This is a genomic window from Streptomyces sp. NPDC046308, from assembly GCF_055588065.1.
Genome location: NZ_JBVJFB010000004.1, coordinates 513,544 through 535,542, shown reverse-complemented (window position 1 = coordinate 535,542; position 21,999 = coordinate 513,544). Strand labels below are relative to the sequence as shown.

Annotated in this window: 20 protein-coding genes and 1 tRNA gene; 11 read left to right on the top strand and 10 right to left on the bottom strand. The window is 71.7% G+C overall.

Translation table 11 applies throughout. The annotated features are described in order from the left end of the window. Positions 1 to 316: 316 nt before the first annotated feature. The 7 genes from ACZ6JT_RS20000 to ACZ6JT_RS19970 form a co-directional block, all read right to left on the bottom strand. Positions 317 to 742 (bottom strand): DUF6344 domain-containing protein, encoded by a 426-nt coding sequence (locus tag ACZ6JT_RS20000; protein WP_469211416.1) that lies wholly within the window; start codon positions 740 to 742, stop codon positions 317 to 319. 371 nt (positions 743 to 1,113) lie between these two features. Continuing rightward, positions 1,114 to 1,198: transfer RNA gene (locus tag ACZ6JT_RS19995), tRNA-Ser, on the bottom strand. Positions 1,199 to 1,348: 150 nt separating this feature from the next. Next, positions 1,349 to 2,296 (bottom strand): trypsin-like serine peptidase, encoded by a 948-nt coding sequence (locus ACZ6JT_RS19990; RefSeq protein ID WP_469211415.1) that lies wholly within the window; start codon positions 2,294 to 2,296, stop codon positions 1,349 to 1,351. Between the two features lie 218 nt (positions 2,297 to 2,514). Beyond that, positions 2,515 to 3,561, bottom strand: a complete 1,047-nt coding sequence (locus ACZ6JT_RS19985; protein ID WP_469211414.1) for a YeiH family protein — start codon at positions 3,559 to 3,561, stop codon at positions 2,515 to 2,517. Further along, positions 3,561 to 4,109, bottom strand: a complete 549-nt coding sequence (locus ACZ6JT_RS19980) for a cysteine dioxygenase family protein (protein ID WP_469211412.1) — start codon at positions 4,107 to 4,109, stop codon at positions 3,561 to 3,563. Before ACZ6JT_RS19980 ends, ACZ6JT_RS19985 begins: the two co-directional genes overlap by 1 nt. A 79-nt stretch (positions 4,110 to 4,188) precedes the next feature. After that, on the bottom strand, positions 4,189 to 5,094 hold the full coding sequence (locus ACZ6JT_RS19975) for a LysR family transcriptional regulator (protein WP_365468224.1): 906 nt from the start codon (positions 5,092 to 5,094) through the stop codon (positions 4,189 to 4,191). A gap of 90 nt (positions 5,095 to 5,184) precedes the next feature. Continuing rightward, positions 5,185 to 6,711 (bottom strand): S1C family serine protease, encoded by a 1,527-nt coding sequence (locus ACZ6JT_RS19970; RefSeq protein ID WP_469211410.1) that lies wholly within the window; start codon positions 6,709 to 6,711, stop codon positions 5,185 to 5,187. Positions 6,712 to 6,948: 237 nt separating this feature from the next. Here ACZ6JT_RS19970 and ACZ6JT_RS19965 point away from each other — a divergent pair, with 237 nt between their 5' ends. From ACZ6JT_RS19965 to ACZ6JT_RS19955, 3 genes are all read left to right on the top strand, one after another. Beyond that, positions 6,949 to 7,737 (top strand): glycerophosphodiester phosphodiesterase, encoded by a 789-nt coding sequence (locus tag ACZ6JT_RS19965; protein WP_469211582.1) that lies wholly within the window; start codon positions 6,949 to 6,951, stop codon positions 7,735 to 7,737. A gap of 171 nt (positions 7,738 to 7,908) precedes the next feature. Next, positions 7,909 to 8,424 (top strand): ATP-binding protein, encoded by a 516-nt coding sequence (locus ACZ6JT_RS19960; protein ID WP_376611851.1) that lies wholly within the window; start codon positions 7,909 to 7,911, stop codon positions 8,422 to 8,424. Between the two features lie 250 nt (positions 8,425 to 8,674). Continuing rightward, positions 8,675 to 9,649 carry a DUF5926 family protein gene (locus ACZ6JT_RS19955; RefSeq protein ID WP_365468218.1) on the top strand — a complete coding sequence of 325 codons (975 nt, stop codon included), beginning with the start codon at positions 8,675 to 8,677 and terminating at the stop codon, positions 9,647 to 9,649. A 180-nt stretch (positions 9,650 to 9,829) separates the two neighbouring features. On the opposite strand, the gene ACZ6JT_RS19950 is transcribed toward ACZ6JT_RS19955, so the two are convergent. Together ACZ6JT_RS19950 and ACZ6JT_RS19945 are read right to left on the bottom strand one after the other, a co-directional pair. Beyond that, the gene (locus ACZ6JT_RS19950) at positions 9,830 to 10,405 is read right to left on the bottom strand and encodes a hypothetical protein (RefSeq protein ID WP_469211408.1); all 576 of its coding nucleotides are present in this window, start codon (positions 10,403 to 10,405) and stop codon (positions 9,830 to 9,832) included. Positions 10,406 to 10,514: 109 nt separating this feature from the next. Beyond that, a complete protein-coding gene (locus ACZ6JT_RS19945; RefSeq protein WP_469211407.1) occupies positions 10,515 to 11,300 on the bottom strand; it encodes a bifunctional DNA primase/polymerase in 786 nt (261 codons plus the stop codon). Between the two features lie 407 nt (positions 11,301 to 11,707). On the opposite strand from ACZ6JT_RS19945, the gene ACZ6JT_RS19940 reads away from it, so the two are divergent. Together ACZ6JT_RS19940 and ACZ6JT_RS19935 are read left to right on the top strand one after the other, a co-directional pair. Next, positions 11,708 to 13,261, top strand: a complete 1,554-nt coding sequence (locus tag ACZ6JT_RS19940) for a PP2C family protein-serine/threonine phosphatase (RefSeq protein ID WP_469211404.1) — start codon at positions 11,708 to 11,710, stop codon at positions 13,259 to 13,261. Positions 13,262 to 13,484: 223 nt separating this feature from the next. Continuing rightward, positions 13,485 to 14,951, top strand: coding sequence for an aminopeptidase P family protein (locus ACZ6JT_RS19935; protein ID WP_469211402.1), 1,467 nt, complete (start codon positions 13,485 to 13,487; stop codon positions 14,949 to 14,951). A gap of 79 nt (positions 14,952 to 15,030) precedes the next feature. Here ACZ6JT_RS19935 and ACZ6JT_RS19930 read toward each other — a convergent pair whose 3' ends face one another. Beyond that, positions 15,031 to 15,474, bottom strand: coding sequence for an ATP-binding protein (locus ACZ6JT_RS19930; RefSeq protein ID WP_469211401.1), 444 nt, complete (start codon positions 15,472 to 15,474; stop codon positions 15,031 to 15,033). 225 nt (positions 15,475 to 15,699) lie between these two features. Here ACZ6JT_RS19930 and ACZ6JT_RS19925 point away from each other — a divergent pair, with 225 nt between their 5' ends. The 6 genes from ACZ6JT_RS19925 to efeB all read left to right on the top strand — a co-directional run bounded on the left by ACZ6JT_RS19925 (position 15,700) and on the right by efeB (position 21,978). Then, a complete protein-coding gene (locus ACZ6JT_RS19925; RefSeq protein WP_469211399.1) occupies positions 15,700 to 16,548 on the top strand; it encodes a hypothetical protein in 849 nt (282 codons plus the stop codon). A 111-nt stretch (positions 16,549 to 16,659) separates the two neighbouring features. Continuing rightward, positions 16,660 to 17,382, top strand: a complete 723-nt coding sequence (locus tag ACZ6JT_RS19920) for a YcnI family copper-binding membrane protein (RefSeq protein WP_469211398.1) — start codon at positions 16,660 to 16,662, stop codon at positions 17,380 to 17,382. Between the two features lie 67 nt (positions 17,383 to 17,449). Beyond that, positions 17,450 to 18,103 carry an SCO family protein gene (locus ACZ6JT_RS19915; RefSeq protein WP_469211396.1) on the top strand — a complete coding sequence of 218 codons (654 nt, stop codon included), beginning with the start codon at positions 17,450 to 17,452 and terminating at the stop codon, positions 18,101 to 18,103. Beyond that, positions 18,100 to 18,579 (top strand): copper chaperone PCu(A)C, encoded by a 480-nt coding sequence (locus ACZ6JT_RS19910; RefSeq protein ID WP_469211394.1) that lies wholly within the window; start codon positions 18,100 to 18,102, stop codon positions 18,577 to 18,579. Before ACZ6JT_RS19915 ends, ACZ6JT_RS19910 begins: the two co-directional genes overlap by 4 nt. A 22-nt stretch (positions 18,580 to 18,601) precedes the next feature. Continuing rightward, positions 18,602 to 20,680: a copper resistance CopC/CopD family protein gene (locus ACZ6JT_RS19905; RefSeq protein ID WP_469211393.1), complete on the top strand. Its 2,079-nt coding sequence runs from the start codon at positions 18,602 to 18,604 to the stop codon at positions 20,678 to 20,680. Further along, the gene (efeB, locus tag ACZ6JT_RS19900) at positions 20,605 to 21,978 is read left to right on the top strand and encodes an iron uptake transporter deferrochelatase/peroxidase subunit (protein ID WP_469211391.1); all 1,374 of its coding nucleotides are present in this window, start codon (positions 20,605 to 20,607) and stop codon (positions 21,976 to 21,978) included. The genes ACZ6JT_RS19905 and efeB overlap by 76 nt, the downstream gene beginning before the upstream one ends. Positions 21,979 to 21,999 lie beyond the last annotated feature (21 nt).

The window sequence follows — 21,999 nt, the reverse complement described above, 5'->3', positions numbered from 1 at the left end:
GCCTTGGGAGCGGCTGCGGCCCGTGTTGCACACGGGAAAAATCGTTCCGCCAGACCGGCCGGCCCCGGACATGCCGAAAAGGGCCGCGCCGTCCGGGAACCCCACCGTCTCCCGGGCCTGCGGCCCTGCACTGCCAAGCTTCACGCCCCCTGCACCACCCGGCGCACGCCGGGGTGATCCATCCGTGCCCCGCTCCGGGGACACCACGCGGCGCGATCCACGGTCGCGACCGACCGGGCTCCAGCGCCGTACGACTACGACTACGACTACGGGTACGTCCAGAACTACGACTACGGCTACGACTGCGACTGCGGGGTCACGCGGCCAGCGCGAGCGCTCCTCGGGCGGTGGCCACCGGGACTCCCACTGCGGCCCCGACGCGTGCTCCGACTGGGGATGCGGCCGGGGTCAGGAGCGGCGCGGTGGTTCCCTGTCCGGCACCCATGGCCGCGGCGGTGGTGGAGCGGCGGACGGAGGGGGACTTGCCGTGGGCCTCGGCGCGGATCCGCTGCTTGATGGTCGGCGGCAGCGAACCGCCCCGCATCATCGCCCTCCAGGTCCGCCGGGCCGCGACGGCCGGCCGTGCGACGGAGAGGGCGGCCGCGGCGGGCTGGGCCGCGAAGTCGCCGGCCGGGGCGGCGGCCAGAGCCGCCTTGCCGCCGAGGCCGAGGGAGGAGAGGAAGGCCACGAGGGCGGTGAGGAGGGAGGTCCAGATCGACGTGAGGACGCTGCGGTGAGCCATGACGGGGTGCCTCGATTCGCGATGTTCCGACGGGCGGATCTGCATACATTCGTCATGATGTGTTCGCAACCGCACCGCCCCCACCTTCCGCGCCGATGTTCCGACAAACACCACCCGGAAGGACGTATGGACGCCAAGCAGGCCCGCTCCGAACACCTGGAACAGCGAAGGGGTGCCGCCAGTTCGGTGGCACCAGGCGCTCCAGAGAGGTCACCCCGCCGGAAGGTCATCCGTCATGGACGTTTTCCCGACTCCTCTTTGCCGGCGTTGGTGGCCGTGATCGGGATCCGGGGTGAGACGGAGCGGACGACGAAGGGGCGCCCCTCGCTGAGGGACGCCCCTTGTGACCTGCTACTTCTCTGACCTGCAAGCGGTGGGTGTGGGATTTGAACCCACGGTGACTCGCGCCACGACGGTTTTCAAGACCGTTCCCTTAGGCCGCTCGGGCAACCCACCCTCGCCCCTGCCGACCAGCGGCGGAGCGGGTACAGCGTACCGGCTGGCGGGGATGCTCGCGGCTCCGTTGATTCACCGTTGGCACGTGCCCGGCGGGGAGCCCTGCTCACCCGCAGCTGAGCGGGGGCTCCGCCGGGCTCCCACACCGCGTCAGGACGTCTGGGCCTTGTCGTAGGCCGCTTTCGCCTCGTTGCCGAAGTAGGGGCCGTACATGCGGTTCGGCAGGAAGGTGTAGCCGAAGCTGTTCACCGAGACCTGGGTGCCCAGGCCCGTGGCCTCGTTGAAGTCCTGGAACCAGGGGCCGCCACTCGAGCCGCCCGTCATGTTGCAGCCCAGGCTGTGGTCCTTGGTCAGCAGGAAGTCCTTGCCGCTGTTGCCGCTGCAGTAGACGAGCTTCGTGCCGTCGTACGGGGCGGCCGCGGGGAAGCCGAAGGAGTACATCTTCTTGTTGTAGCCGCCGTTGAAGAGGATGCCCTGGGCGCCGACGGCCTGGCTGAGGGTCTGCCCGTTCAGCGGGGCGACGACGGCCAGGCCGACGTCCATGTTCATGTCCTCGCTCGCCGCCCACTGGTCGGTGGCGAAGGTCTTGGTGGCCGACCACTGGCCGTAGGGCGCGGACCCGTTGTTGTAGGCGGGGACGAAGACCCAGTTCGTGTGCCAGGCGCCCTGGTACTTCACGCAGTGGCCGGCCGTGATGACGGTGCTGCCGTTGGCACTGGTCACCGAGTCCCCGGAGCAGGAGGCGGTCCGGTCACCCATCGTGAAGAAGACCCGGCCCGAGGTCTTCACGACCGCGCCACCGCCCGTCCACGCGCCGCCCGCCTGCGGGAAGGCCGTGGGGGACGCGGCAGCCGTCGGCGCGACCCTGGTGGGCGCCGCCGAGGTGGCGACCGCCGTGCGGGCGGTGCCAGGGGCAGCCGTCACGTCCAGCGGGGTGGCGCTCCGCATCCGCTCGGCGGTCCAGAAGCCGGAGGTGTGCTGCTGCCGGAAGGACGCTGGGGCGTCCGCCGCGAGGGAGGGGGTGGCCGCCGTCAGGACGCCCGCGACCAGGGCGCCCGCCGAGAGCAGGACGGATAAGGCCGTGCGATGACGATTCACGCATGACTCCTTCTGCCGTGCCCGGTCCGGTGGAAGCCGGGCAGGGTGGGGGTGAAGAGCGGTCGGTGCGGATCGGCTGTGCCTGGTGCGGGGCGCCTGCGGTGCATGGTGCGGCCCTGCCGGGGCAGAGTGGCACGGCCGCGCGTCAATGTCAGCGGCCAGTCGGAACGTTCGGTCGGTTCCGGCCAGGAAATGGCCAACTCGGCGCCGTTGTGCCGTCATACGGTGAGCAGCACGCCCGCGTACGAGACGCCGGCCACCACCACCCACGCCCCGAGTCCGAGCGCCGCCGCCCGCCCCCCGGTCCGCGCCAGCGTCGGCAGGTGCACGGCGCTCCCCAGGCCGAACAGCGCCGCTGCTAGCAGTGCCTCCTGTGCGGTGTGCGCCCACTCCAGCGCTACGTCGGGCACCGCGCCGGTGGCGCGCAGCGCGGCCGCGGCCAGGAAGCCGGCCACGAACAGCGGAACCGGGGCCGGGCGGCGGCCCGAGGCCTTGCGCACCCCGCGCCGCCGGGCCCGTACGGAGAAGGCCACGGCCGCCACCAGCGGGGCGAGCAGGGCCACGCGCATGAGCTTGACCAGTACCGCCTCGCCCAGGGCGTCCGGGCCCGCGGTCTGCGCGGTCGCCACCACCTGGCCGACGTCGTGGACGCCGGCGCCGACCCACCGGCCGAAGGCCGGATCGGAGAGTCCCAACGGACTTTGGAGGAGGGGGAGTACCGCGATGGCGAGGGTTCCGCAGAGGGTGACCAGGGCCACCGACGCGGCCACGTCCTCCTCGTCGCTGCCCGACACCTCGCTCACCGCGCCGATCGCCGAGGCCCCGCAGATCGAGTACCCGGTGGCGATCAACAAGGGCTGGTCTCCTGGGAGTCCGAGGCGCCGCCCCAGCCAGACGGTGCCGAGAAAGGTGGCCGCGACCACCCCCACCACCATCGCCACCGTGGTCCAGCCCAGCCGGAGCACCTGGTCCAGCCCCAGACCGAGGCCCAGCAGGACGATGCCCATGCGCATCAGCCGCCGGCCGGCCAGGGACAGGCCCGGGCGCGCCGTTCCCCGTACGAAGCCCCGCAGACCGGGGAGATGCGCCGCCGCGATGCCCAGCATCACGGAGGCGGTCAGCATGGGCACGGCGGGCACGGCGCGGTGGATGCACCACGCGGTCAGCGCTCCGCCCGCAGCCATCGCCAACCCGGGCCAGGGGGTGGATGTTTCACGTGAAACATGCCGGACCGCCGCTCCGTGAGGGCGGTGAAGGAGGGCCATCAGTCGACGGGGAGTGCGTAGACGCGGCGGATGCTGGTACCCAGCCGGGACACGTCGGCGCCGTAGACGTGCACGGATATCGCCTTGGTGCCGCAGGAGTTGCGCACCTTGTGGATGTCTCCCGGCGGGGCGAAGCCACAGACCTCGCCCTGGGCGTTGACCACGTCCTCGGTGGCCACCAGGCGGGCCGGGCCGACACCCGGTGCCAGACGGAAGCGGCGTTCGCTCTCCTCGCCCTGGTGCACCCCTGCCACGCACCACGACACGTGGTCGTGGATACAGGTCTCCTGTCCGGGCAGCCAGACCAGGGCCACCACCGAGAAGCTGCCGTCCGACTCCGCGTGCAGGATGTGCTGGCGGTACCGCTCCGGGTCGCCTTCCTGCTGCGCCGGCGCCAGCAGGTCGGGCGCACCCAGGTGCGGGGCGAGCCTTTCACCCACCAGGTACGCGGTGAGATCGGGAGCCAGGCCCCGTTCCACGACCGTGCGGATCTCACTGACGAGGGCGGCCATCCTCGTGGTGGTGCGGGCCGGTGTGGTGGTGGTCATATCGGCAGCGTGCTGCCGCCGTTTCATCACGTCCAACGACAGTTATGACCTGAAATACCAAACAGCGCTTATGGGTTGGTCAGCAGCCGATCCGGTTCGCCGCCACCTGCTTCAGCGCGTCGAGCACCACGGCCGTCGCCGGTATCCGCAGGTGGTCCCGGTAGACGTAGGCGGCGATGTGCCGGCGGGCGGCGGGCTGGAGCGCCCGCCCGCAGACCCGGTTCAGCGAGAGGGAGGGCAGTACCAGCGCGGGCATCATCGCGACTCCCAGGCCCTGTGCGACCAGGCTCTGCACCACCAGGTTGTCGTCGGTGGCGAAACGGATGTCGGGCACGAAGCCCAGCTCGGCGCACTCGTGCAGCAGGTTCGCCCGGCAGCGCGGACAGCCGGCGATCCAACGCTCCTCGGCGAGGTCGGCCAGGTGCACGGCGCGGCGGCGGGCCAGTGGATGCCCGGTCGGGAGCAGCACCGTCAGCTGGTCCTCCAGCAGCCTGACCTCGGCGACCTCCTCGGGGATCTCCTCGTGCAGGCCGGGATAGGTGAAGGCCAGGGTGATGTCGCACTCCCCGCGCTCCAGCCGACGCAGCGATTCCGGCGGCTCGCCCTCCAGCAACTCCACCTGTACGCCCGGATGGTCCTTGGCCAGACCGCTCAGTGCCTCCGGGACGAGGGTGACGTTGGCGCTGGGGAAGCCGCACAGCCTGACCCGCCCGGTGCGCAGGCGGGCGTACGCCCTCAGCTGCGCCTCGGCGGCGGAGAGGTTGCCGAGGATGGTCTCGGCGTGCCGGGAGAGCGACTCCCCGGCCTCGGTGAGCTGCATCCTGCGGCCCACACGGGTGAACAGCGGGGTGCCGACGGCGCGCTCGAGCGCCTTCATCTGCTGGGTGATGGCGGGCTGGGTGTACCCCAGGACGCGGGCGGCGGCCGAGTACGACCCGGAGGCGACCACCGTGTGAAAGGTCCGTATGTGCCGAGAATCGAACACCAACGAAGCATAAGCGGACGTTGGAGGGGGCCGTAGGCAGATTCCGCCTACGGCCCCCTCCTCGTCGGGCCACCGCCGTGGCTTGTGGTGCTACTTGTCGCCGACCCGCGAGCCGAGCGTGATGTCGACCGTGGTCGGCTTGCCGCTGCGCAGGTAGGTCAGCTTCACGGTGTCGCCGGGCTTGTACGTCCAGATCATGCTGATCAGGCTCGGGCCGCTGTCGACCGGCTTGCCGCCGAATTCGGTGATGATGTCGCCGGGCTTCAGACCGGCCTTGCCGGCCGGGCCGTTGGGGTCGACGAGCTCGTTGGCCGCCGCGCCCTGCTCGGAGATCTTGGCGCCCTCCGCCTTGGCCTGGAGGTCCACGGAGACCGAGATCACCGGGTAGACCGGCTTGCCGGTCTTGATCAGCGATTCGGCCACGTTCTTCGCCTGGTTGATCGGGATGGCGAAGCCGAGGCCGATGGAACCGGCCTGGCCGCCACCGAAGCCGCCGTTGCCGGCCGACTGGATCGCGGAGTTGATGCCGATGACCGCGCCACGACCGTCGAGCAGCGGGCCGCCGGAGTTGCCCGGGTTGATCGAGGCGTCCGTCTGGAGCGCGCTCATGTACGAGTTCTTGCTGCCGCTGCCGTCGCCGGAGGCGACCGGGCGGTTCTTGGCGCTGACGATGCCGGTGGTGACCGTGTTGGACAGGCCGAAGGGGGCGCCGATCGCGATGGTCGAGTCGCCGACCGCGACCTTGTCGGAGTCGCCGAGCGGCAGCGGCTTGAGGCCGGCCGGCGGGTTCTTCAGCTTGAGGACCGCGACGTCGTAGCCCTGGGCACGGCCCACGACCTCGGCGTCGTACTTCTTGCCGTCGGAGAAGGTCGCGAAGAGCTTCCCGCCGTTCGCGGCGGAGGCCACCACGTGGTTGTTGGTGAGGATGTGGCCCTGCTGGTCGTAGACGAACCCGGTGCCGGTGCCGCCCTCGCCGTCGCCGGCCGAGGCCTCGATGGTGACCACGCTGGGCAGTGCGCCGGCGGCCAGGCCGGCGATGGAGCCGGCCTCGCGCTTGACGTCCTTGGGGGTGTTGGCCGCGCTGATCGTGGTCGAGCCGGTGCCGTTGTCGCTGCGCTCGGCGGCCCAGTAGCCGACGGTGCCGCCGATGCCGCCCGCGAGAAGGGCCGCCACGAGCACGCCCGCGATCAGCCCGCCCTTGCCCTTCGGCTTGGGCGCGGGCGAGCCGTCGGCGGTCAGGGGAGCGCCCCAGGCGCCGCCGTGGCCACCGCCTCCGTACGCCGGCACGGTGGGCGGCGGGGGCGGCCAGCCCTCGGCTCCGTGCGCGGCCGGGGTGGGAGCCTGGCCATAGGCCGGGGCCGCCGGGGCCGGCGGGATCTGCTGGGTGTGCTCGCTGCCCGGTGCGGGCGCCGGCGGCAGCTGCTGCGTCGTCGGCTCGGCGGCCGCGTGCCCGGGCGCCGGAGCGGCCGGGACCGGCGCCACGGGCTGCGGCGCGGCGTCGGCCGGCTGCGGAGCGGGCACGGGTCCGGGCGCCTGCGTCGCGGAGGCCGGAGCAGGGGGTACGGACGGGGCCGCGGGGGGTGTGGGGGCCGCGGTGCCCTCGTTCTCGGTGCTCACAGCGCTCTCTCCTCGTCACACACGGCTTCGAAAAATCTCTGGCGATCGGTCCGACTGAACGTTCGACGTGCCGCACAAGTTCCTGGGCAAAGCCTTTCCCATGACCCGTCAGAGCACTGTAAGCCGGACCTGTGCATCTCTCCCCATTCTTTATATCCGACATTTCGCACGGATCCACAGGATGGACCTCGACGCCGGGGGCCCTGGCGATGGCACGATGACCCGGTGACCCACGCAATGCCGCGCACCATCCAGGTCGTCGCCCACCGCGGCGCTTCGGAGGATGCCCCCGAGCACACCCTGACCGCCTACCGCAAGGCGATCGAGGACGGCGCCGACGGCCTCGAATGCGATGTCCGGCTCACCGCCGACGGGCACCTGGTCCTGGTCCACGACCGCCGGGTGAACCGCACCTCGAACGGCCGCGGGGCCGTCTCGGCCCTGGAGCTGGCCGATCTCGCCGCCCTCGACTTCGGCTCCTGGAAGGACCGCGAGGAGTCCCCCGACTGGGACGCGGACCCCGAGCGGACCTCCGTCCTCACCCTGGAGCGCCTGCTGGAGCTCGTCTCCGACGCCGGGCGGCCGGTGCAGCTCGCGATCGAGACGAAGCACCCGACCCGCTGGGCCGGACAGGTGGAGGAGCGCCTCCTCTTCCTCCTCAAGCGCTTCGGACTGGACGCCCCGCCCGCCGAGGGGCCGCACCCGGTCCGCGTCATGAGCTTCTCCGCGCGCTCGCTGCACCGGGTGCGGGCGACCGCCCCGACGATCCCGACCGTGTACCTGATGCAGTTCATCTCGCCCCGGATGCGGGACGGGCGACTGCCGGCGGGGGTGACGATCGCCGGCCCCGGCATGCGGATCGTGCGCAACCATCCCGGCTACATCCGCAAGCTCCAGGACGCGGGCCACTCCGTACACGTATGGACAGTGAACGAGCCGGCAGACGTTCAGCTCTGCGCTGATCTGGGCGTGGAGGCGATCATCACGAACAGACCCCGTCAAGTTCTGTCCCAACTAGGGCGCTGACGTCACGTTTTGCACACCCGTCACCTTTGACCCGCGAGTAACAGGGTGTGCCCCGGCGCATCCGCTCCGTATTCGTTCGGCATGAATGCGTCAGGGCGGCCCGCTTCGGCGGTTTCCGGTCCAGGCCATTGGGGCATCCAGACCATGCGTGGGGCTAAGGAGGTTCCGGGGGTGGCGTTGGTGGTGGCACAAGAAGTGCCCACGTCGTCGTGCATGGACGTACGCCATGGTCCTGCGGGCGTGGGCGAGGCGAGACATCGGATGCGCGAACAACTGCGTATCAGCGGTGTGCCCGAATCGGTCGTGGACGATGCCGTACTGATCCTTTCCGAACTGCTCAGCAACGCCTGCCGACACGGCAGGCCCTTGGGCACACGGGAAGTCGGAGACGGGGAGATACGCGCCGCTTGGCGCGTCGACAGAGCGGGGCGGCTGACGGTCGAGGTCACGGACGGGGGCGGTCCCACCCGCCCTGTTCCTGCCACGCCCTCGGTCACCGCGCGCGGCGGCCGGGGGCTGAACATCATCAGCGCCCTTGCCCAGGACTGGGGTGTCCGGGACGGAGCGGCGGGTGAGGTCACCGTGTGGGTGGTCGTTGCCTGTGGGCCCCGGCACGAGGATTTCGCTACGCGCGTTGCGCCCCCGGCGATCGACTTCAGCACGGCGTTCGACGACCTGGATCCCTGACCGCGGGATCCCTGACAGCACACAGCCCCGCAGCACGCGAACAACACGACCACAGCAGACCGACAGCAGACCGACAGCACAGCGAGAGACGCAGGAAACAGAACAGCAGTACCGGTCATCCGAACAGGCGGCCGTCCGGGAGCGCACGCCGACCGTGCTCCCGGCCGCACCCCACCGGTTCCGGCGGTACGAACGGCTAGGCTCGCGCCCAGACACGACGCCGTACCGCCGCAACCGGGAGACACCCACGATGGCCAAGAAGCGCCCCGCAGCCAAGACTGCAAAGCCGCAGCTCAACAACGGTGAGATCCCCGTTGTAGGCGCGCGCGAGCCCTGCCCCTGCGGATCCGGGCGCCGCTACAAGGCCTGCCACGGCGCGGCCGCCGCACACGCCGTCACCGAGCACGTGCGCCGCCCGTTCGAGGGCCTGCCGGGCGAGTGCGACTGGGTCGCACTGCGCGAGCTGGTGCCCGCCGCCACCGCTGCGCTGACCCTCAAGGGCGGCCTGCCCGAGGGCGTCCCCTCCGTCACCCTGGTGACCGTACTGCCCATGGCCTGGCCGGCGCTGCGCCGCGAGGACGGGTCCGTCCTCCTCGGCCTGCAGAACGAGTCGTCCAGCGGGGATCTCGGCCGCGACATGGCCGACACCCTGGAGCGCGCGCTCGTAGCGGAGCCCGGCACTCCGGTCGCTGCCCGCCGGGTTCCCGCCGAGGGTCCCCGACTTCAGGATCTCCTGGACACGGACGGCGGTTTCGAGCCGGTTGTGCACAGCGGCTTCGAATTCTGGATTCCGGAATCCGAGAGCGCCCAGAGCGCCTCCCCGGAGATCGCCGCCTCACTGGAGCGCGCCAACGCGGCCGCGATCCCCACCGTCAAGCTGACCGGCGTGGACGCGGCGTACTGGTGCGAGACCCCGGACAAGAACCACCTGCGCTGGGTCATGCCGCATCCCGAGGAGAAGCTGCTCGACGCCCTCGCGCGGCTGCACGCGGCCGGCACGTCCTCGCTCGGCGAGGGCACGAAGCTCGTCGGTTCCTTCCGTGCGCACGGCCTCATGGTCCCCGTCTGGGACCTGCCCACCGGAGTCACGGCCGACGACGTCGAGAAGCCCGCGGCGGAGTTCGCGGAGCGGCTGGCCGGGGCGCTGGCCACGGACGCACCGCTGACCACGGACGAGCGCCGGGCACGCGGCGGACTCACCAACCGCCAGGTGACCCTCAGCTGATCGCGCGTACGCCTGGAGCCGGTGACCGGAGTCACAACTCCCGCTAATCGTCTGCAAATCGGTGTCTGAATATCAGAGATCGAATTTGCGAACAGGCGATCTCTTGTTACCGTTCTTGTAGCCCGGTCGCTGGTGCATCCCCCGTCGCCAGCGACCGGGCCCTTCCTTTTCCGGCGGTACTCAACCGTCATGCGGCACGGTCGAGTTGCTCCCGGACCGCAGCAGCAGCGCCCCTTCATCATCCGGAACTGCAAACTCCGCTACGGCCGAGTAACTGTCCGGGGCTCCGGCAGAGTCCTCCTTGGGCGTCTCGCACAGGCCCGGCTCGTCACCCGCGCCGACCGCGCACCGGATCTGCACCGTGCGCCCGGCCGGACCCATCAGCGTCAGCACGGCATCCAGCGCGCGGCCACTCGTGTTCCTGTAGTAACTCCGGCCCCACGTAAGGCCCTCGCCCACCAGCACGCAGGTCTGCGCCTCCACGCCGTGCGGCGAGGACACTTCGGGACCGCAGCGCGAATCGGTACGGGGCTGCTCGGCCGGACCCGGCTTTCCGGGCTCCACCGCCCCTCCCGCCGGCCGTGCGGGGGCCGTCGGAGAGGTGCGGGGAGAGTCGGAAAGTCCGAGCGTCGAGAACAGGCCGCCGCCCTTTCCGTCGTCCTGACCGGCAAAATCCGGCCCGGCGATCGCTCCGGCGAGCGGGAGCGACAAGATGATCAGCACACCGGCACCGATACCGATCAGGCGGAGATTCATTCGCCGAAGATAGCGACGCGGGAATGGGGCACGGAGATCCCCGCGCCCAATTCCCTGCGAAACTCGTCCCGCTGGCACCCGTACGAGTGATCCGCAGACGTCCTGCGGGTCAGTACGCGAGCCTGCTGCCGCCGCCGGGTGCCCCACTGCTCGCCTCGACGAGCGCGTCCACGACCGCCTCGACCTCGGGCAGCCAGAGGTTCACCGCACCCTGCGGATCGGCCTCCAGCGGTGGCTGCTGCCGCGCCTGGTGTTGTTGCTGCTCACGCTGCCCGGACCGAGGCCGGGGCTGCGGCTGCGGCTCCCGTTCCCAGCGGACCCGGCCACCACTGGACGCGGCGGACGGCGGCAGCAACAGGTAGCCGCCCTCGCCGTGGAAGCGCAGCGAGGAGGGCACGTGGTCCTTCGCGTAGAGGAGTTCGCCGAGCCGCTCCAGCGAATACGGCGCCACCAGGAGCGACCAGCGCGTGGGCGTGGCCACGACCGGACCGAGGCGCATGCCCTGCGCGTCCAGTCGTACGAGGGCCCGTGCGGCCGCACCGGCCGGCAGGCTCACCGCGCAGGGGGCGGCCCCGCCGGTGGCCATCAGAACGGGGGCGGTAGGCCGGTTGGTCCACCACCAGGCCACCATCCGGGGGTCGGTGGTGGCGGCGAGCAGTCCGGGGTCGAAGGGGTGGGCGCCGGGGACGACGCAGTCGGGATCGGGGCAGGCGCACCGCGAGCCGTCGGTGGCGGACCGGCCGACACCGGGCAGGACGGGCCACTGCCATGTGGTGGCGCAGACGAGCGCCGCGTCGAGGAGAGCGGACGCGGCGCCGCTCTGTCCCGTGTCGGGGCGCAGGGATTGAAAGCGATCGCGGAGCCGCTGGAGACGCCTTCCGAGGATCTCGCGCATGAGCGCTCGTTCCTTTCCGTTGAACGCCGAGGGCCACATCACACCATGTAACCGGTGTCTCACCACACGTACAGGTTGCGCGTCACTGTCCGCCAGAAGCAGGTTCACACGGTTCGTGCAGTTTTCTTACGGGTCCATCAAACGTCCGGCGGGGGCGGAGCGCGACCCGCGCCGGCGGCCGAGATCGGCTGCCGCCGCTAAGGACGACGGGCCGCGCCGGGTGGTTCCCATCGGTCTGCGGCGGCCCCAACTCGCCTCGGGCGCCAACGAATACGTACCCGAGCCCCCCGCGGCGCCCGCCCAGTCGACCTCAAAAACCGACCGCTTCCAGCTTTTTCCGGCCAAGTTCTAGCCTTGGCTCGACCGTGAGTTGCCGTACCACGGACACCAGGATTCCCACCTGGGCAATGCTGGACATGCATCCACGTCTGCGTGTAGATGTGGATTCCTTGATGGCGGCGCAGCACGATCTGGGGGTTTGCGATGCTATATGGCGAATCGCACCAGGTGGAAAGGCGGACGCCATGAGCGCCTCGCATCTGCCGAAAGTGGCTGGAATCGATCCAGCAGTTACCGCGTCACCGCACACTGCGGCGCCCACGCCCGCCCGCACCACCCCCGCACCGGCTCCGCCGCCCGGCCCGGGCAGCGTCATCCAGGACCGCCTGGCGGGCATGGTCTCGGATCTCACCACCCTGCACGAGCTCACCGAGCGGCTGGCCCGCACCTGTGACCTCGACACCTCCCTCCACGAGTTCCTGCGCGCCGGAGCCGCACTCGTCGGCGCGCGCCGCGGACTGATCGTCCTGGAGCCCTCCGACGGGCTCGGCCCCACCAGCACGATCGGCCTCGGTCTCGGCCACGCCGAACTCGGCCACATCGAGACCGTGCCGCGCAGCGCGACCTCGTACGGCCGGATCCTCGACGGACTGCCCGACGCCCACGGCGGCTCCGAGGTCCTCCCCGAACCGGGTGAGCCCCCCGGCGCGGGCGGCTTCGCCGCCCCCGTCGACCCCCGGCACCGCGAGGTCGCGGCCCGCCTCGGCTACGCCGCCAGCTACGCGCTCCCGCTGACCGCCGAGGCCGCCGGCCGGCTCGGCGCCGCCGTCTGGCTCTACGACGAGCAGGCCGAGCCGAGCGACCGCCAGCGCGACCTCGCCGGGCTGTACGTCCGGCACGCCGCCGAGCACCTTGCCCGGATGCTGGAGGTGGAACGCTCCCGCGCGCGCCTGGCGACCGTCGCCGAGGAACTGCTGCCCAGCCGGCTCCCCCGGATCCCCGGGGTGCAGCTCGCGGCCCGCCACCACACGGGGCCGCGCGGCGGGGGCGACTGGTACGACGCCCTCCCGCTGCCCGAGGGCGCCCTCGGCCTGGCCGTCGGATCCGTCACCGGATCGGGGCCGAGCGCCGTCGCCGCCATGGGGAGACTGCGCGCGTCGCTGCGGGCCTACGCCGTCATGGAGGGCGAGGACCCGGTCGCGGTCCTGTCCGACCTGGAGCTGCTGCTGCGCCTCACGGAGCCGGCTCGCTCGGCCACCGCACTCTTCGCCTACTGCGAACCGGCCGGGGGCCCGCACTCCGACGGCCAGGGCCACAAGATCATCCTGGCTGGCGCCGGGCACACCCCGCCGCTCCTCATCGGCGAGCACCACACCGAGTACGTGGAGACCTCGCTCTCCGCTCCGCTCGGCATGCTGTCCTGCTGGGAAGCGCCGAGCGTGGAGATCGAACCCGCGCCCGGAGAAACGGTGCTGCTCTACACCGACGGGCTGCTGCACCACACCGGAGACGCCATGGACCGGGCCTACGCGCGGCTGCACGCGGCGGCCGCGGGCGTGCCCCGCGGCGCCCGGGAGGACCCGGCGGCCCTGTGCGAGCACATCCTGCGGACCCTGCTGCCCGAGGGGGAGCCGGCCGACGCCCCCGAGGACATCGTGCTGCTCGCCGCCCGTTTCGAGTGAGCCGGAGTGAGCGGGCCGGAGGGCGTGGGCCGGAGGGCGTGGGCCGGAAGGCGCGGGCCGGAGTGAGCCGGCCGCTCCGGGTGGGCCGCCTCACGTCCGGCCGGACCGCGGTCCACGGTCCGTATCGTGACGGACGGCACGATTCGGACCGGCTCCCCCCGCACACGCATACGATGGATCCGGTCCACACCCAGGTCCGTACCGTCGTAGCTGAGGAGAAGACGTGGCTGACGAGCTCACCCCGGAGACCCCGGAAGAAGAGCAGCCCAAGAAGACGCACAAGCAGCGCAAGAACGGTCTGTACCCGGGCGTCAGCGACGAACTCGCCGAGAGCATGCGCACCGGCTGGGCCGACACCGAGCTGCACGGACTGGAGCCCATCGCCCAGGCCGGGCACACCGCCGACCGCCGCGCCGCACTGTCCGCGCGCTTCCCCGGCGAGCGCCTCGTCGTCCCCGCCGGCCGGCTGAAGACCCGCTCGAACGACACCGAGTACCCCTTCCGCGCCTCCACCGAGTACGCGTACCTCACCGGTGACCAGACCGAGAACGGCGTCCTGGTCCTGGAGCCCACCGGGGCGGCCGGGCACACCGCCACCATCTACCTGCTGCCGCGCTCCGACCGGGAGAACGGCGAGTTCTGGCTGTCCGGCCAGGGCGAGCTGTGGGTCGGCCGCCGTCACTCCCTCTCCGAGGCCGAGCAGCTCCTGGGCATTCCCGCCAGTGACGTGCGGGAGCTCGCCGAGGCCCTTGCCGAGGCCGAGGGCCCGGTCCGGTGCGTCCGCGGCCACGACTCCGTGATCGAGTCCGCCCTCACCGACAAGGTGACCAAGGAGCGCGACGAGGAGCTGCGCGTCTACCTCTCCGAGGCCCGCGCCGTGAAGGACGCCTTCGAGATCGGCGAGCTGCAGAAGGCCGTCGACTCCACCGTCCGCGGCTTCGAGGACGTGGTGAAAGTCCTGGACAAGGCGGAGGCCACGTCCGAGCGCTACATCGAGGGCACCTTCTTCCTTCGCGCCCGCGTCGAGGGCAACGACGTCGGCTACGGCTCCATCTGCGCCGCCGGCCCGCACGCCTGCACCCTGCACTGGGTCCGCAACGACGGCGACGTCCGTTCCGGCGACCTGCTGCTGCTCGACGCCGGTGTGGAGACGCACTCCCTCTACACCGCCGACGTCACGCGCACGCTGCCGATCAACGGCACGTACACCGACATCCAGCGCAAGATCTACGACGCGGTCTACGCGTCCCAGGAAGCCGGCATCGCCGCGGTGAAGCCGGGCGCGAAGTTCCGCGACTTCCACGACGCCTCCCAGCACGTGCTGGCCGAGAAGCTCGTCGAGTGGGGTCTGCTGGAGGGCCCCGTCGAGCGCGTCCTGGAGCTGGGCCTGCAGCGCCGCTGGACCCTGCACGGCACGGGCCACATGCTCGGCATGGACGTCCACGACTGCGCCGCCGCGCGCACCGAGGCGTACGTCGACGGCACCCTGGAGCCGGGCATGTGCCTCACCGTCGAGCCGGGTCTCTACTTCCAGGCCGACGACCTGACCGTGCCGGAGGAGTACCGCGGCATCGGCGTCCGGATCGAGGACGACATCCTCGTCACGGAGGACGGGAACCGGAACCTGTCGGCGGGGCTGCCCCGCACCTCGACCGAGGTCGAGGCCTGGATGGCGCGCCTCAAGGGCTGACGCTTCCGCAGGTGCTCTTCGGTGGGCGGGATCCCGTACGGGGTCCCGCCCACCGCCGTGTCCGGGACGCCTCGAGCGTCTAGGACACCCTCAGCAGCGCGTCGTCGCGCCACTTCAGCATCTTGTCGAAGCTGACCACCGCGCCGCGGCCCGGCCGGTTGCGGAATCGGACGTGATCGGCGAGTTCGGCGATCAGGTCGAGGCCCCGGCCGTGCTCGGCCAGGGAGGGTCTGCGGCGGGGCTCCGTCGCGGTCGGGAACCCCGGACCGGAGTCGGTCACCTCGATGCGGCAGCGGTCCCCGTCCAGGTAGGCCGTCACGTGGTACGCCGCGGTCTCCTCCGGAAGGTCACCGCCCCCGCCGTGCTCCACGGCGTTCGCACACGCCTCGCTCAGCGCCACCGAGAGGTCGAAGGAGATGTCCGGGTCCACCCCCGCGGTCTCCATGGTCCCCAGCAGCAATCGCCTGGCGAGCGGCACGCTCGCGGCTTCGCGCCTCAAGTGGAGTGACCACCAGATGCTCATACGGTTACCTATTGCCGCCTGCGGGCGGCCGTAAGCGCCCTGCGGCCGTCCGAGGCCGCATTGCCCTCGTTCGGCCGATGCGGCTCTCCCGGGGAGCGGTGTATGCGTCCTGCAGGGGCCTGGCCGACCGGGGCCGTGGCCGGACGGTCTGCGCAGAGGGGACCATGTGGACCTTCCGGACCTGCCGTATGAACGCCTCAAGCGCAGTGCGATGATGGCCCGGCCATGTCTGACCCCCACGCGACGCACGCCGGAGCCGGCCTCCGGCTCATCCGGGCCGCGGTGTTCACCGCGGTCTGCGTCGTGCTGTCCGCAGCGGGGCACGCCCTGGCGTCCTGCGCCACCGTGCCCTGGTGGTCCCTGTGCACCGGCTTCCTCGCCGTGTTCGCGGTCGCGGCCACCCTCGCCGGCCGCCGTCGTACCCTGCCCGGCATCGCCGCCGGGCTCGCCACCGGACAACTGGCCCTGCACGCGCTGTTCGGCCTCGGCCAGCACAGCGCGGTGGCCGCGCAGGCACCGGCCGGCGCCTCCGACAGCTCGCTCGCGGCGCTCGCCGCCCGGCTGGTCTGCGGGGGCAACTCCGTACCGCTCAGCCAGGCCGACGCACGGCAGATCCTGGAGGCCGCGGGCCTGGACCCGGCCGCTCTGGCCCAGCAGGCCGGGCAGGTCGCCACGGCCGGCCAGGTCGCCGCCGCCCAGGGGCACAGCGCCCACGCGCACCTGGCCCAGGCCGCCACCACGGCGCCCGCGACGGGCCTGTTCAGCCCCGCCATGCTGCTCGGCCACCTGCTCGCCGCCCTCGCCGCCGGCTGGCTGCTCGGCCGCGGCGACGCCGCGCTCTTCCGCCTCGTGGAACTGTCCCGGCTCTCCGCCGAAGCCGCCGCCCCGGTACGCCCGCTGCGCGCCGCGCTGGCCTTCGTACGGGCCCTCGGCGCCGGTCTTCCGGGTGTGCCCGCCCGGGTCCCGCGGGCCCTGCGCACCGGGTCCGACCCGGCCGCCCACACCGGCCGGGAGGCACTCCAGCACACGGTGATCAGGCGCGGGCCGCCCATGGCCCTCGCCCTCGCAGCCTGACGCGGCACCCTCCTCCCCGGGACACACGGTGGGAGCACCGGTGCCGCGAACTCCGCGCGCGCCCCGTGCGCGGAGCCACCGTCACCACTGCTTCCGTGGAGTGTTTCTGCCGTGAAGACCTCTCGCGTCTCCTTCGCCGCCGCCCTCGCCGCCGGCTCCGTCCTCGTCCTGTCCGGTACCGCCTTCGCGCACGTCGGCGTGCAGCCCGTCGGAGAGGCCGCCAAGGGTGGCTACGCAACGCTCAACTTCAAGGTCCCCAACGAGCGCGACAACGCTTCGACCACTCAGCTCGAGGTCAACTTCCCGGTCGACCAGCCGCTCACGTCCGTCATGCCGCAGGACATCCCCGGCTGGACGTCCAACGTCGAGAAGACCAAGCTCGACAAGCCGCTGACCGTGCACGGCAAGCAGGTCAACGAGGTCGTCACCAAGGTGACCTGGTCCGGCGGCAAGATCGAGCCCGGCAAGTTCCAGCAGTTCCCGGTCTCCGTCGGCAAGCTGCCCGAGAGCGCCGACCAGATGGTCTTCAAGTCCATCCAGACCTATGACAACGGCGAGGTCGTCCGCTGGATCGAGGAGGCCAAGGACGGTGCCCCGGAACCGCAGACCCCGGCTCCCGTCCTGAAGCTGACCGCCGCGAAGGGCGACGACCACCACAGCGACGCCAAGGCCGGCGAGGCTAAGAAGACCGAGAAGGACGCCGGGCACGATCACGACGAGGCCGCCGCCGAGCACGGCTCCGACACCACCGCGCGCGTCCTCGGCGTCGCCGGCATCGTCATCGGACTCGGCGGGGTCGCCTTCGGCGTCGCCTCGCGCCGCCGCTCCGCCTGACCTTCCGGCGCCCCTGCGCGCCACCGCTCCACCTCCGAACCATCCCCGATCCCAGGGACTCCTCTCCATGCGCACCACACGTGTGGCGGCCGCCGCTCTCCTCGCAGCGGCCGCACTCACCCTCACCGCCTGCGGCGGTGAGCCCACCAAGCCCGGCTCGGTCACCCAGATCGAGGGCGGCCAGAACAACGCCAAGGCCGCGACCGTCCTGGACCGCCCCTTCAACAAGCCGGAGCTCGTCCTCACGGACAACACCGGCAAGCCGTGGAACCTGCGGGAGCAGACCAAGGGCAAGCCGACGCTGATCTACTTCGGCTACACCCACTGCCCCGACGTGTGCCCCCTGACGATGAGCAACATCGCCGTCGCCAAGAAGGCGCTCCCCAAGGCGGACCAGGACAACCTCCGGGTCGTCTTCGTCACCACCGACCCCGAACGGGACACTCCCGAGTCCCTCGACTCGTGGCTCAAGGCGCAGGACCCGTCCTTCGTCGGACTCACCGGGGACTTCGCGACCATCCAGGCCGCGGCGCGCACGCTAGGCATCGGCATAGAGGCAGCCACGAAGGATGCGAACGGCGACGTCGTCTCCATGCACGGCGCCCAGGTCATCGCGTTCTCCCCCAAGACCGACGAGGGCTACGTCCTCTACGGCGAGGGCACCACCGTCGACGACTACACCAAGGACCTGCCGAAGCTCGTCAAGGGAGAGACCCCGTGAACGCCCGCACCACCCGCACCCTCGCCGCCGCCCTCTCCCTGACGGCGGCCCTCGCCCTGTCCGGTTGCTCCGGCGACAGCGAGCCGAAGATGGCGGTCAGCGGCGCGTTCATGCCCCAGCCCGTGAACGACAAGATGGCCGGCGCCTTCATGGTCATCAAGAACAACACCGACACCGCCGACAAGCTCACCGGCGCCACCTCCCCGCTCTCCGGTGATCTCCAGATCCACGAGACCAAGGACCAGAAGATGCAGCAGGTCCAGGCGATGGACGTGCCGGCGAACGGCGAGCTCCGGCTGGAGCGCGGCGGCAACCACATCATGTTCATGGGGCTCAAGAACACGCCGAACGTCGGGGACAAGGTCACCGTCGAGCTCCGCTTCGAGAAGGCCGGCCCCGTCAAGGTCGAGCTGGACGTGAAGGAACGCACGTACGACGCGCAGGATCCGAAATCCACGGCTGGCACAGCCCACTGACGGACCGAGGAACTGACACGCCATGACGGCCACCGCCCCCGCCCCCTCCACGGCCCGCGTCCGTGCCACGGCATCACTGCCACGGCTCGCGCTGGTCCTCGCAGCCCTGCTGGCAGCCCTGTTCACCGCGGCCTCACCGGCCACGGCGCACGCCGCACTCACCGCGAGCGACCCCAAGGACGGGGCGGTGGTCGCCACGGCACCCACCCAGGTCACGCTCTCCTTCTCGGAGCAGGTCGCCCTGGGCGACGACTCCATCCGCGTCCTCGACCCCCAGGGCCGGCGAGTGGACACCGGTGAGCTGCGCGACATGTGCAGCGGGAACACCGTCCGCTATGGCACCGCCCTGCACACCGGCCTGCCCGACGGCACCTACACCGTCGCCTGGCAGGCCGTCTCGGCCGACAGCCATCCGATCTCCGGCGCCTTCACCTTCTCCATCGGCGCGCCCTCGGCCACCGATGTCAAGCTGCCCACCGCCCAGGCGGGCGGCGGACCCGTCGGCATCGCATACGGGATCGCCCGGTACGCCGCCTACGCCGGCTTCACCGTCCTCGTGGGCGGGGCTGCCTTCATCCTCCTGTGCTGGCGCCGGGGAGCCGCCGAACGGTCGCTCCAGAAGCTCGTCGTGCGCGCCTGGGTCACCCTGACCACGGCCACCCTCGTGATGCTGGTGCTCCGGACCCCGTACACGGGCTCCGGGAAGTTCTCCGACGCGTTCGACCTCGACGGGCTCCGCGCCGTGCTGGAGACCAAGACCGGCGCCTCGCTCGTCTCGCGGCTGCTCCTGCTGGGTGCCGCCGCCCTCTTCGTCGCCGTCCTCTTCGGTGTCTACGCCCGCCGGGTGCAGGGCGCCGGGGCCGAGGAGAAGGCACTCGCGTCGGAGGCACTCGGGTCGGAGGGTGACGAGGAGGCGGCGCACGAAGAGGAGGCGCACGAGCAGGAGGCTCACGAGGAGGCCAGGGCCACCAACGACCTCACCTTCGGCCTGGCCATCGGCGGCGCCGTCGTCGCCGGCGGGATCGCCGCCACCTGGGCCCTCTCGGAGCACGCCTCCACCGGGATCCAGCCCGGTATCGCCATGCCGGCTGACATCCTGCACCTGCTGGCCGTCGCCACCTGGCTCGGCGGTCTCGCCGCACTGCTCATCGCGCTCCACAAGGTCCCGGGAATGGAGCGCGCGGCCGTCCGGCGCTTCTCCACGGTCGCCTTCGTCAGCGTCCTGGTCCTCGCCGTCACCGGCGTCTACCAGTCCTGGCGCCAACTCGGCAGCTGGTCCGCCCTCACCGGCACCGACTACGGACAGCTGTTGCTCGTGAAGGTGGGCCTGGTCGCTGTCCTCCTCGGCGTCGCCTACCTGTCCCGCAAGTGGACCGCCCGACTCGCCGATGCACCCGAGGCGACCGCCGGGGCCGCCCCGGCGGAGGCGGCCGGGGCGGACGATGTTTCACGTGAAACAGGCTCCGCCGCCGTGGACGGCTCCGATGTTTCACGTGAAACAGAGCCTGTCACCGTGCCGGCGGACCCGGAGCGTGCCGCCCAGCTCGCCCGGCAGCGCGCCGCCCGTGAGAGCGCGCGGGAGAAGCAGGTCCGTGACGCGGACCCCAACCGTGCCGGTCTGCGCCGCTCCGTCATCGCCGAAGCGGGCATCGCCGTGATCCTGCTCGCCGTCACCACGGTGCTCACCAGCACCGAACCCGGGCGCACCGTGGAGCAGGAGGCCGGCCGCGGCAGCGCCGGTGCCACCGCCGTCCCCGACCGCGCCGTCAAGATCACCCTGCCGTTCGACACCGGCGGCCAGAACGGCAAGGGGTCCGTCCGGCTGGAGTTCGACCCGGGCCGGGTCGGCGCCAACACCCTGCACCTCTGGGCCGACTCCGGCGACGGCCGGCCCTTCGACCTCCCCGAGATCAAGGTCGCCTTCACCCTCCCGGCCAAAGACATCGGTCCCCTGCCTGTCGTCCCCGACCAGGCTGCCCCAGGGCACTGGACCGCCTCCGGTGTCCAGCTGCCGCTCGCCGGCGAATGGCGCATCGACGTGACCGTCCGTACCTCCGACATCGACCAGACCACCGTGCAGAAGACAGTGAAGATCGGCTGAGCAGCGTGACCGAGAGCAACCCCGACATCGAGATCTCCCGGCGCCGGCTGCTGGGCACGGTCGGCGCCGCCGGCGCCGCCGGACTCGCGCTCGGCGCCGCCGGCGGCGCCCTCGCGCACTCCGCGCTCGCCGACTCCGAGAAGGGCTCCGCCTCGGGCACCCCCGCCCCGAGCACCGCCGGAAGCCTGGCCTCCGTCGGCGCCACCCAGGTGGCCTTCCAGGGAGACCACCAGGCGGGCATCCTCACGCCCCTCCAGGCCAAGGGGCACCTGATCGCCTTCGACCTCACCGCCGGGGCGGGCCGGACCGAGGCTTCCGCGCTGCTGCGACGCTGGTCGGACACCGCGCGGCGACTCATGGCGGGCGAGCCCGCCGCGACCGCCGACAGCGGTATCGCCCTGGATGCCGGTCCGTCCTCCCTCACCGTCACCTTCGGCTTCGGCCACTCCTTCTTCGAGCGCACCGGCCTCGCCGCCCGCCGCCCCGCCGCCCTCGATCCGCTGCCTAACTTCTCCTCCGACCGGCTCGACGCCCAGCGCAGCAACGGCGACCTGTGGGTCCAGATCGGCGCGAACGACGGACTCGTCGCCTTCCACGCCCTGCGCGCGCTGCAGAAGGACGCCGGGGACGCCGCACGCGTCCGCTGGCAGATGAACGGCTTCAACCGGTCTCCCGGAGCCACCGGCACCCCGATGACCGCGCGCAACCTCATGGGCCAGATCGACGGCACCGGCAATCCGAAGCCCTCGCAGCCCGACTTCGACAAGCGGATCTTCGTCCCCGCGGCAGGCCCGGGACCGGCCGAGCACGCGTGGATGGCCGGGGGCTCGTACGCCGTCGTACGGCGCATCCGCATGCTGCTCGACGACTGGGACAAGCAGTCGCTCGCCCAGCAGGAGCAGGTCATAGGCCGTACCAAGGCCACCGGCGCGCCGTTGACCGGCGGCACGGAGACCACCGAGATGGCGCTCGACAAGCTCGGCGCGGACGGCAAGCCGGTGATCCCGTCCAACGCGCACGCCCGGATCTCCGCCCCCGCACAGAACGGCGGGGCGGCCATGTTGCGGCGCCCCTTCTCCTTCCACGACGGGATCGGTGCCGACGGCGCCCCGGACGCCGGACTCCTCTTCGTCTGCTGGCAGGCCGATCCGCTGCGCGGGTTCGTGCCCGTCCAGCGCAAGCTGGACCGCGGGGACGCCCTGTCGGAGTTCATCCGGCACGAGTCCAGCGGTCTGTACGCGGTTCCGCCCGGCCCCCGCAGCGGCGAATACGTGGGGCAGCGGCTGCTCGAAGGATGAACAGGACCCCGGTGGGCGCGG

Bases quoted from the DNA above. Each gene is read 5' to 3' on its own strand.
- efeB (WP_469211391.1), top strand. From the start codon at position 20,605: ATGGCGCATCGACGTGACCGTCCGTACCTCCGACATCGACCAGACCAC.
- ACZ6JT_RS19955 (WP_365468218.1), top strand. From the start codon at position 8,675: ATGGCCAAGAAGCGCCCCGCAGCCAAGACTGCAAAGCCGCAGCTCAAC.
- ACZ6JT_RS19905 (WP_469211393.1), top strand. From the start codon at position 18,602: ATGACGGCCACCGCCCCCGCCCCCTCCACGGCCCGCGTCCGTGCCACG.
- ACZ6JT_RS19940 (WP_469211404.1), top strand. From the start codon at position 11,708: ATGCTGGACATGCATCCACGTCTGCGTGTAGATGTGGATTCCTTGATG.
- ACZ6JT_RS19925 (WP_469211399.1), top strand. From the start codon at position 15,700: ATGTCTGACCCCCACGCGACGCACGCCGGAGCCGGCCTCCGGCTCATC.
- ACZ6JT_RS19930 (WP_469211401.1), bottom strand. From the start codon at position 15,474: ATGAGCATCTGGTGGTCACTCCACTTGAGGCGCGAAGCCGCGAGCGTG.
- ACZ6JT_RS19945 (WP_469211407.1), bottom strand. From the start codon at position 11,300: ATGCGCGAGATCCTCGGAAGGCGTCTCCAGCGGCTCCGCGATCGCTTT.
- ACZ6JT_RS19985 (WP_469211414.1), bottom strand. From the start codon at position 3,561: ATGGCCCTCCTTCACCGCCCTCACGGAGCGGCGGTCCGGCATGTTTCA.
- ACZ6JT_RS19950 (WP_469211408.1), bottom strand. From the start codon at position 10,405: ATGAATCTCCGCCTGATCGGTATCGGTGCCGGTGTGCTGATCATCTTG.
- ACZ6JT_RS19915 (WP_469211396.1), top strand. From the start codon at position 17,450: ATGCGCACCACACGTGTGGCGGCCGCCGCTCTCCTCGCAGCGGCCGCA.
- ACZ6JT_RS19980 (WP_469211412.1), bottom strand. From the start codon at position 4,109: ATGACCACCACCACACCGGCCCGCACCACCACGAGGATGGCCGCCCTC.
- ACZ6JT_RS19965 (WP_469211582.1), top strand. From the start codon at position 6,949: ATGCCGCGCACCATCCAGGTCGTCGCCCACCGCGGCGCTTCGGAGGAT.
- ACZ6JT_RS20000 (WP_469211416.1), bottom strand. From the start codon at position 742: ATGGCTCACCGCAGCGTCCTCACGTCGATCTGGACCTCCCTCCTCACC.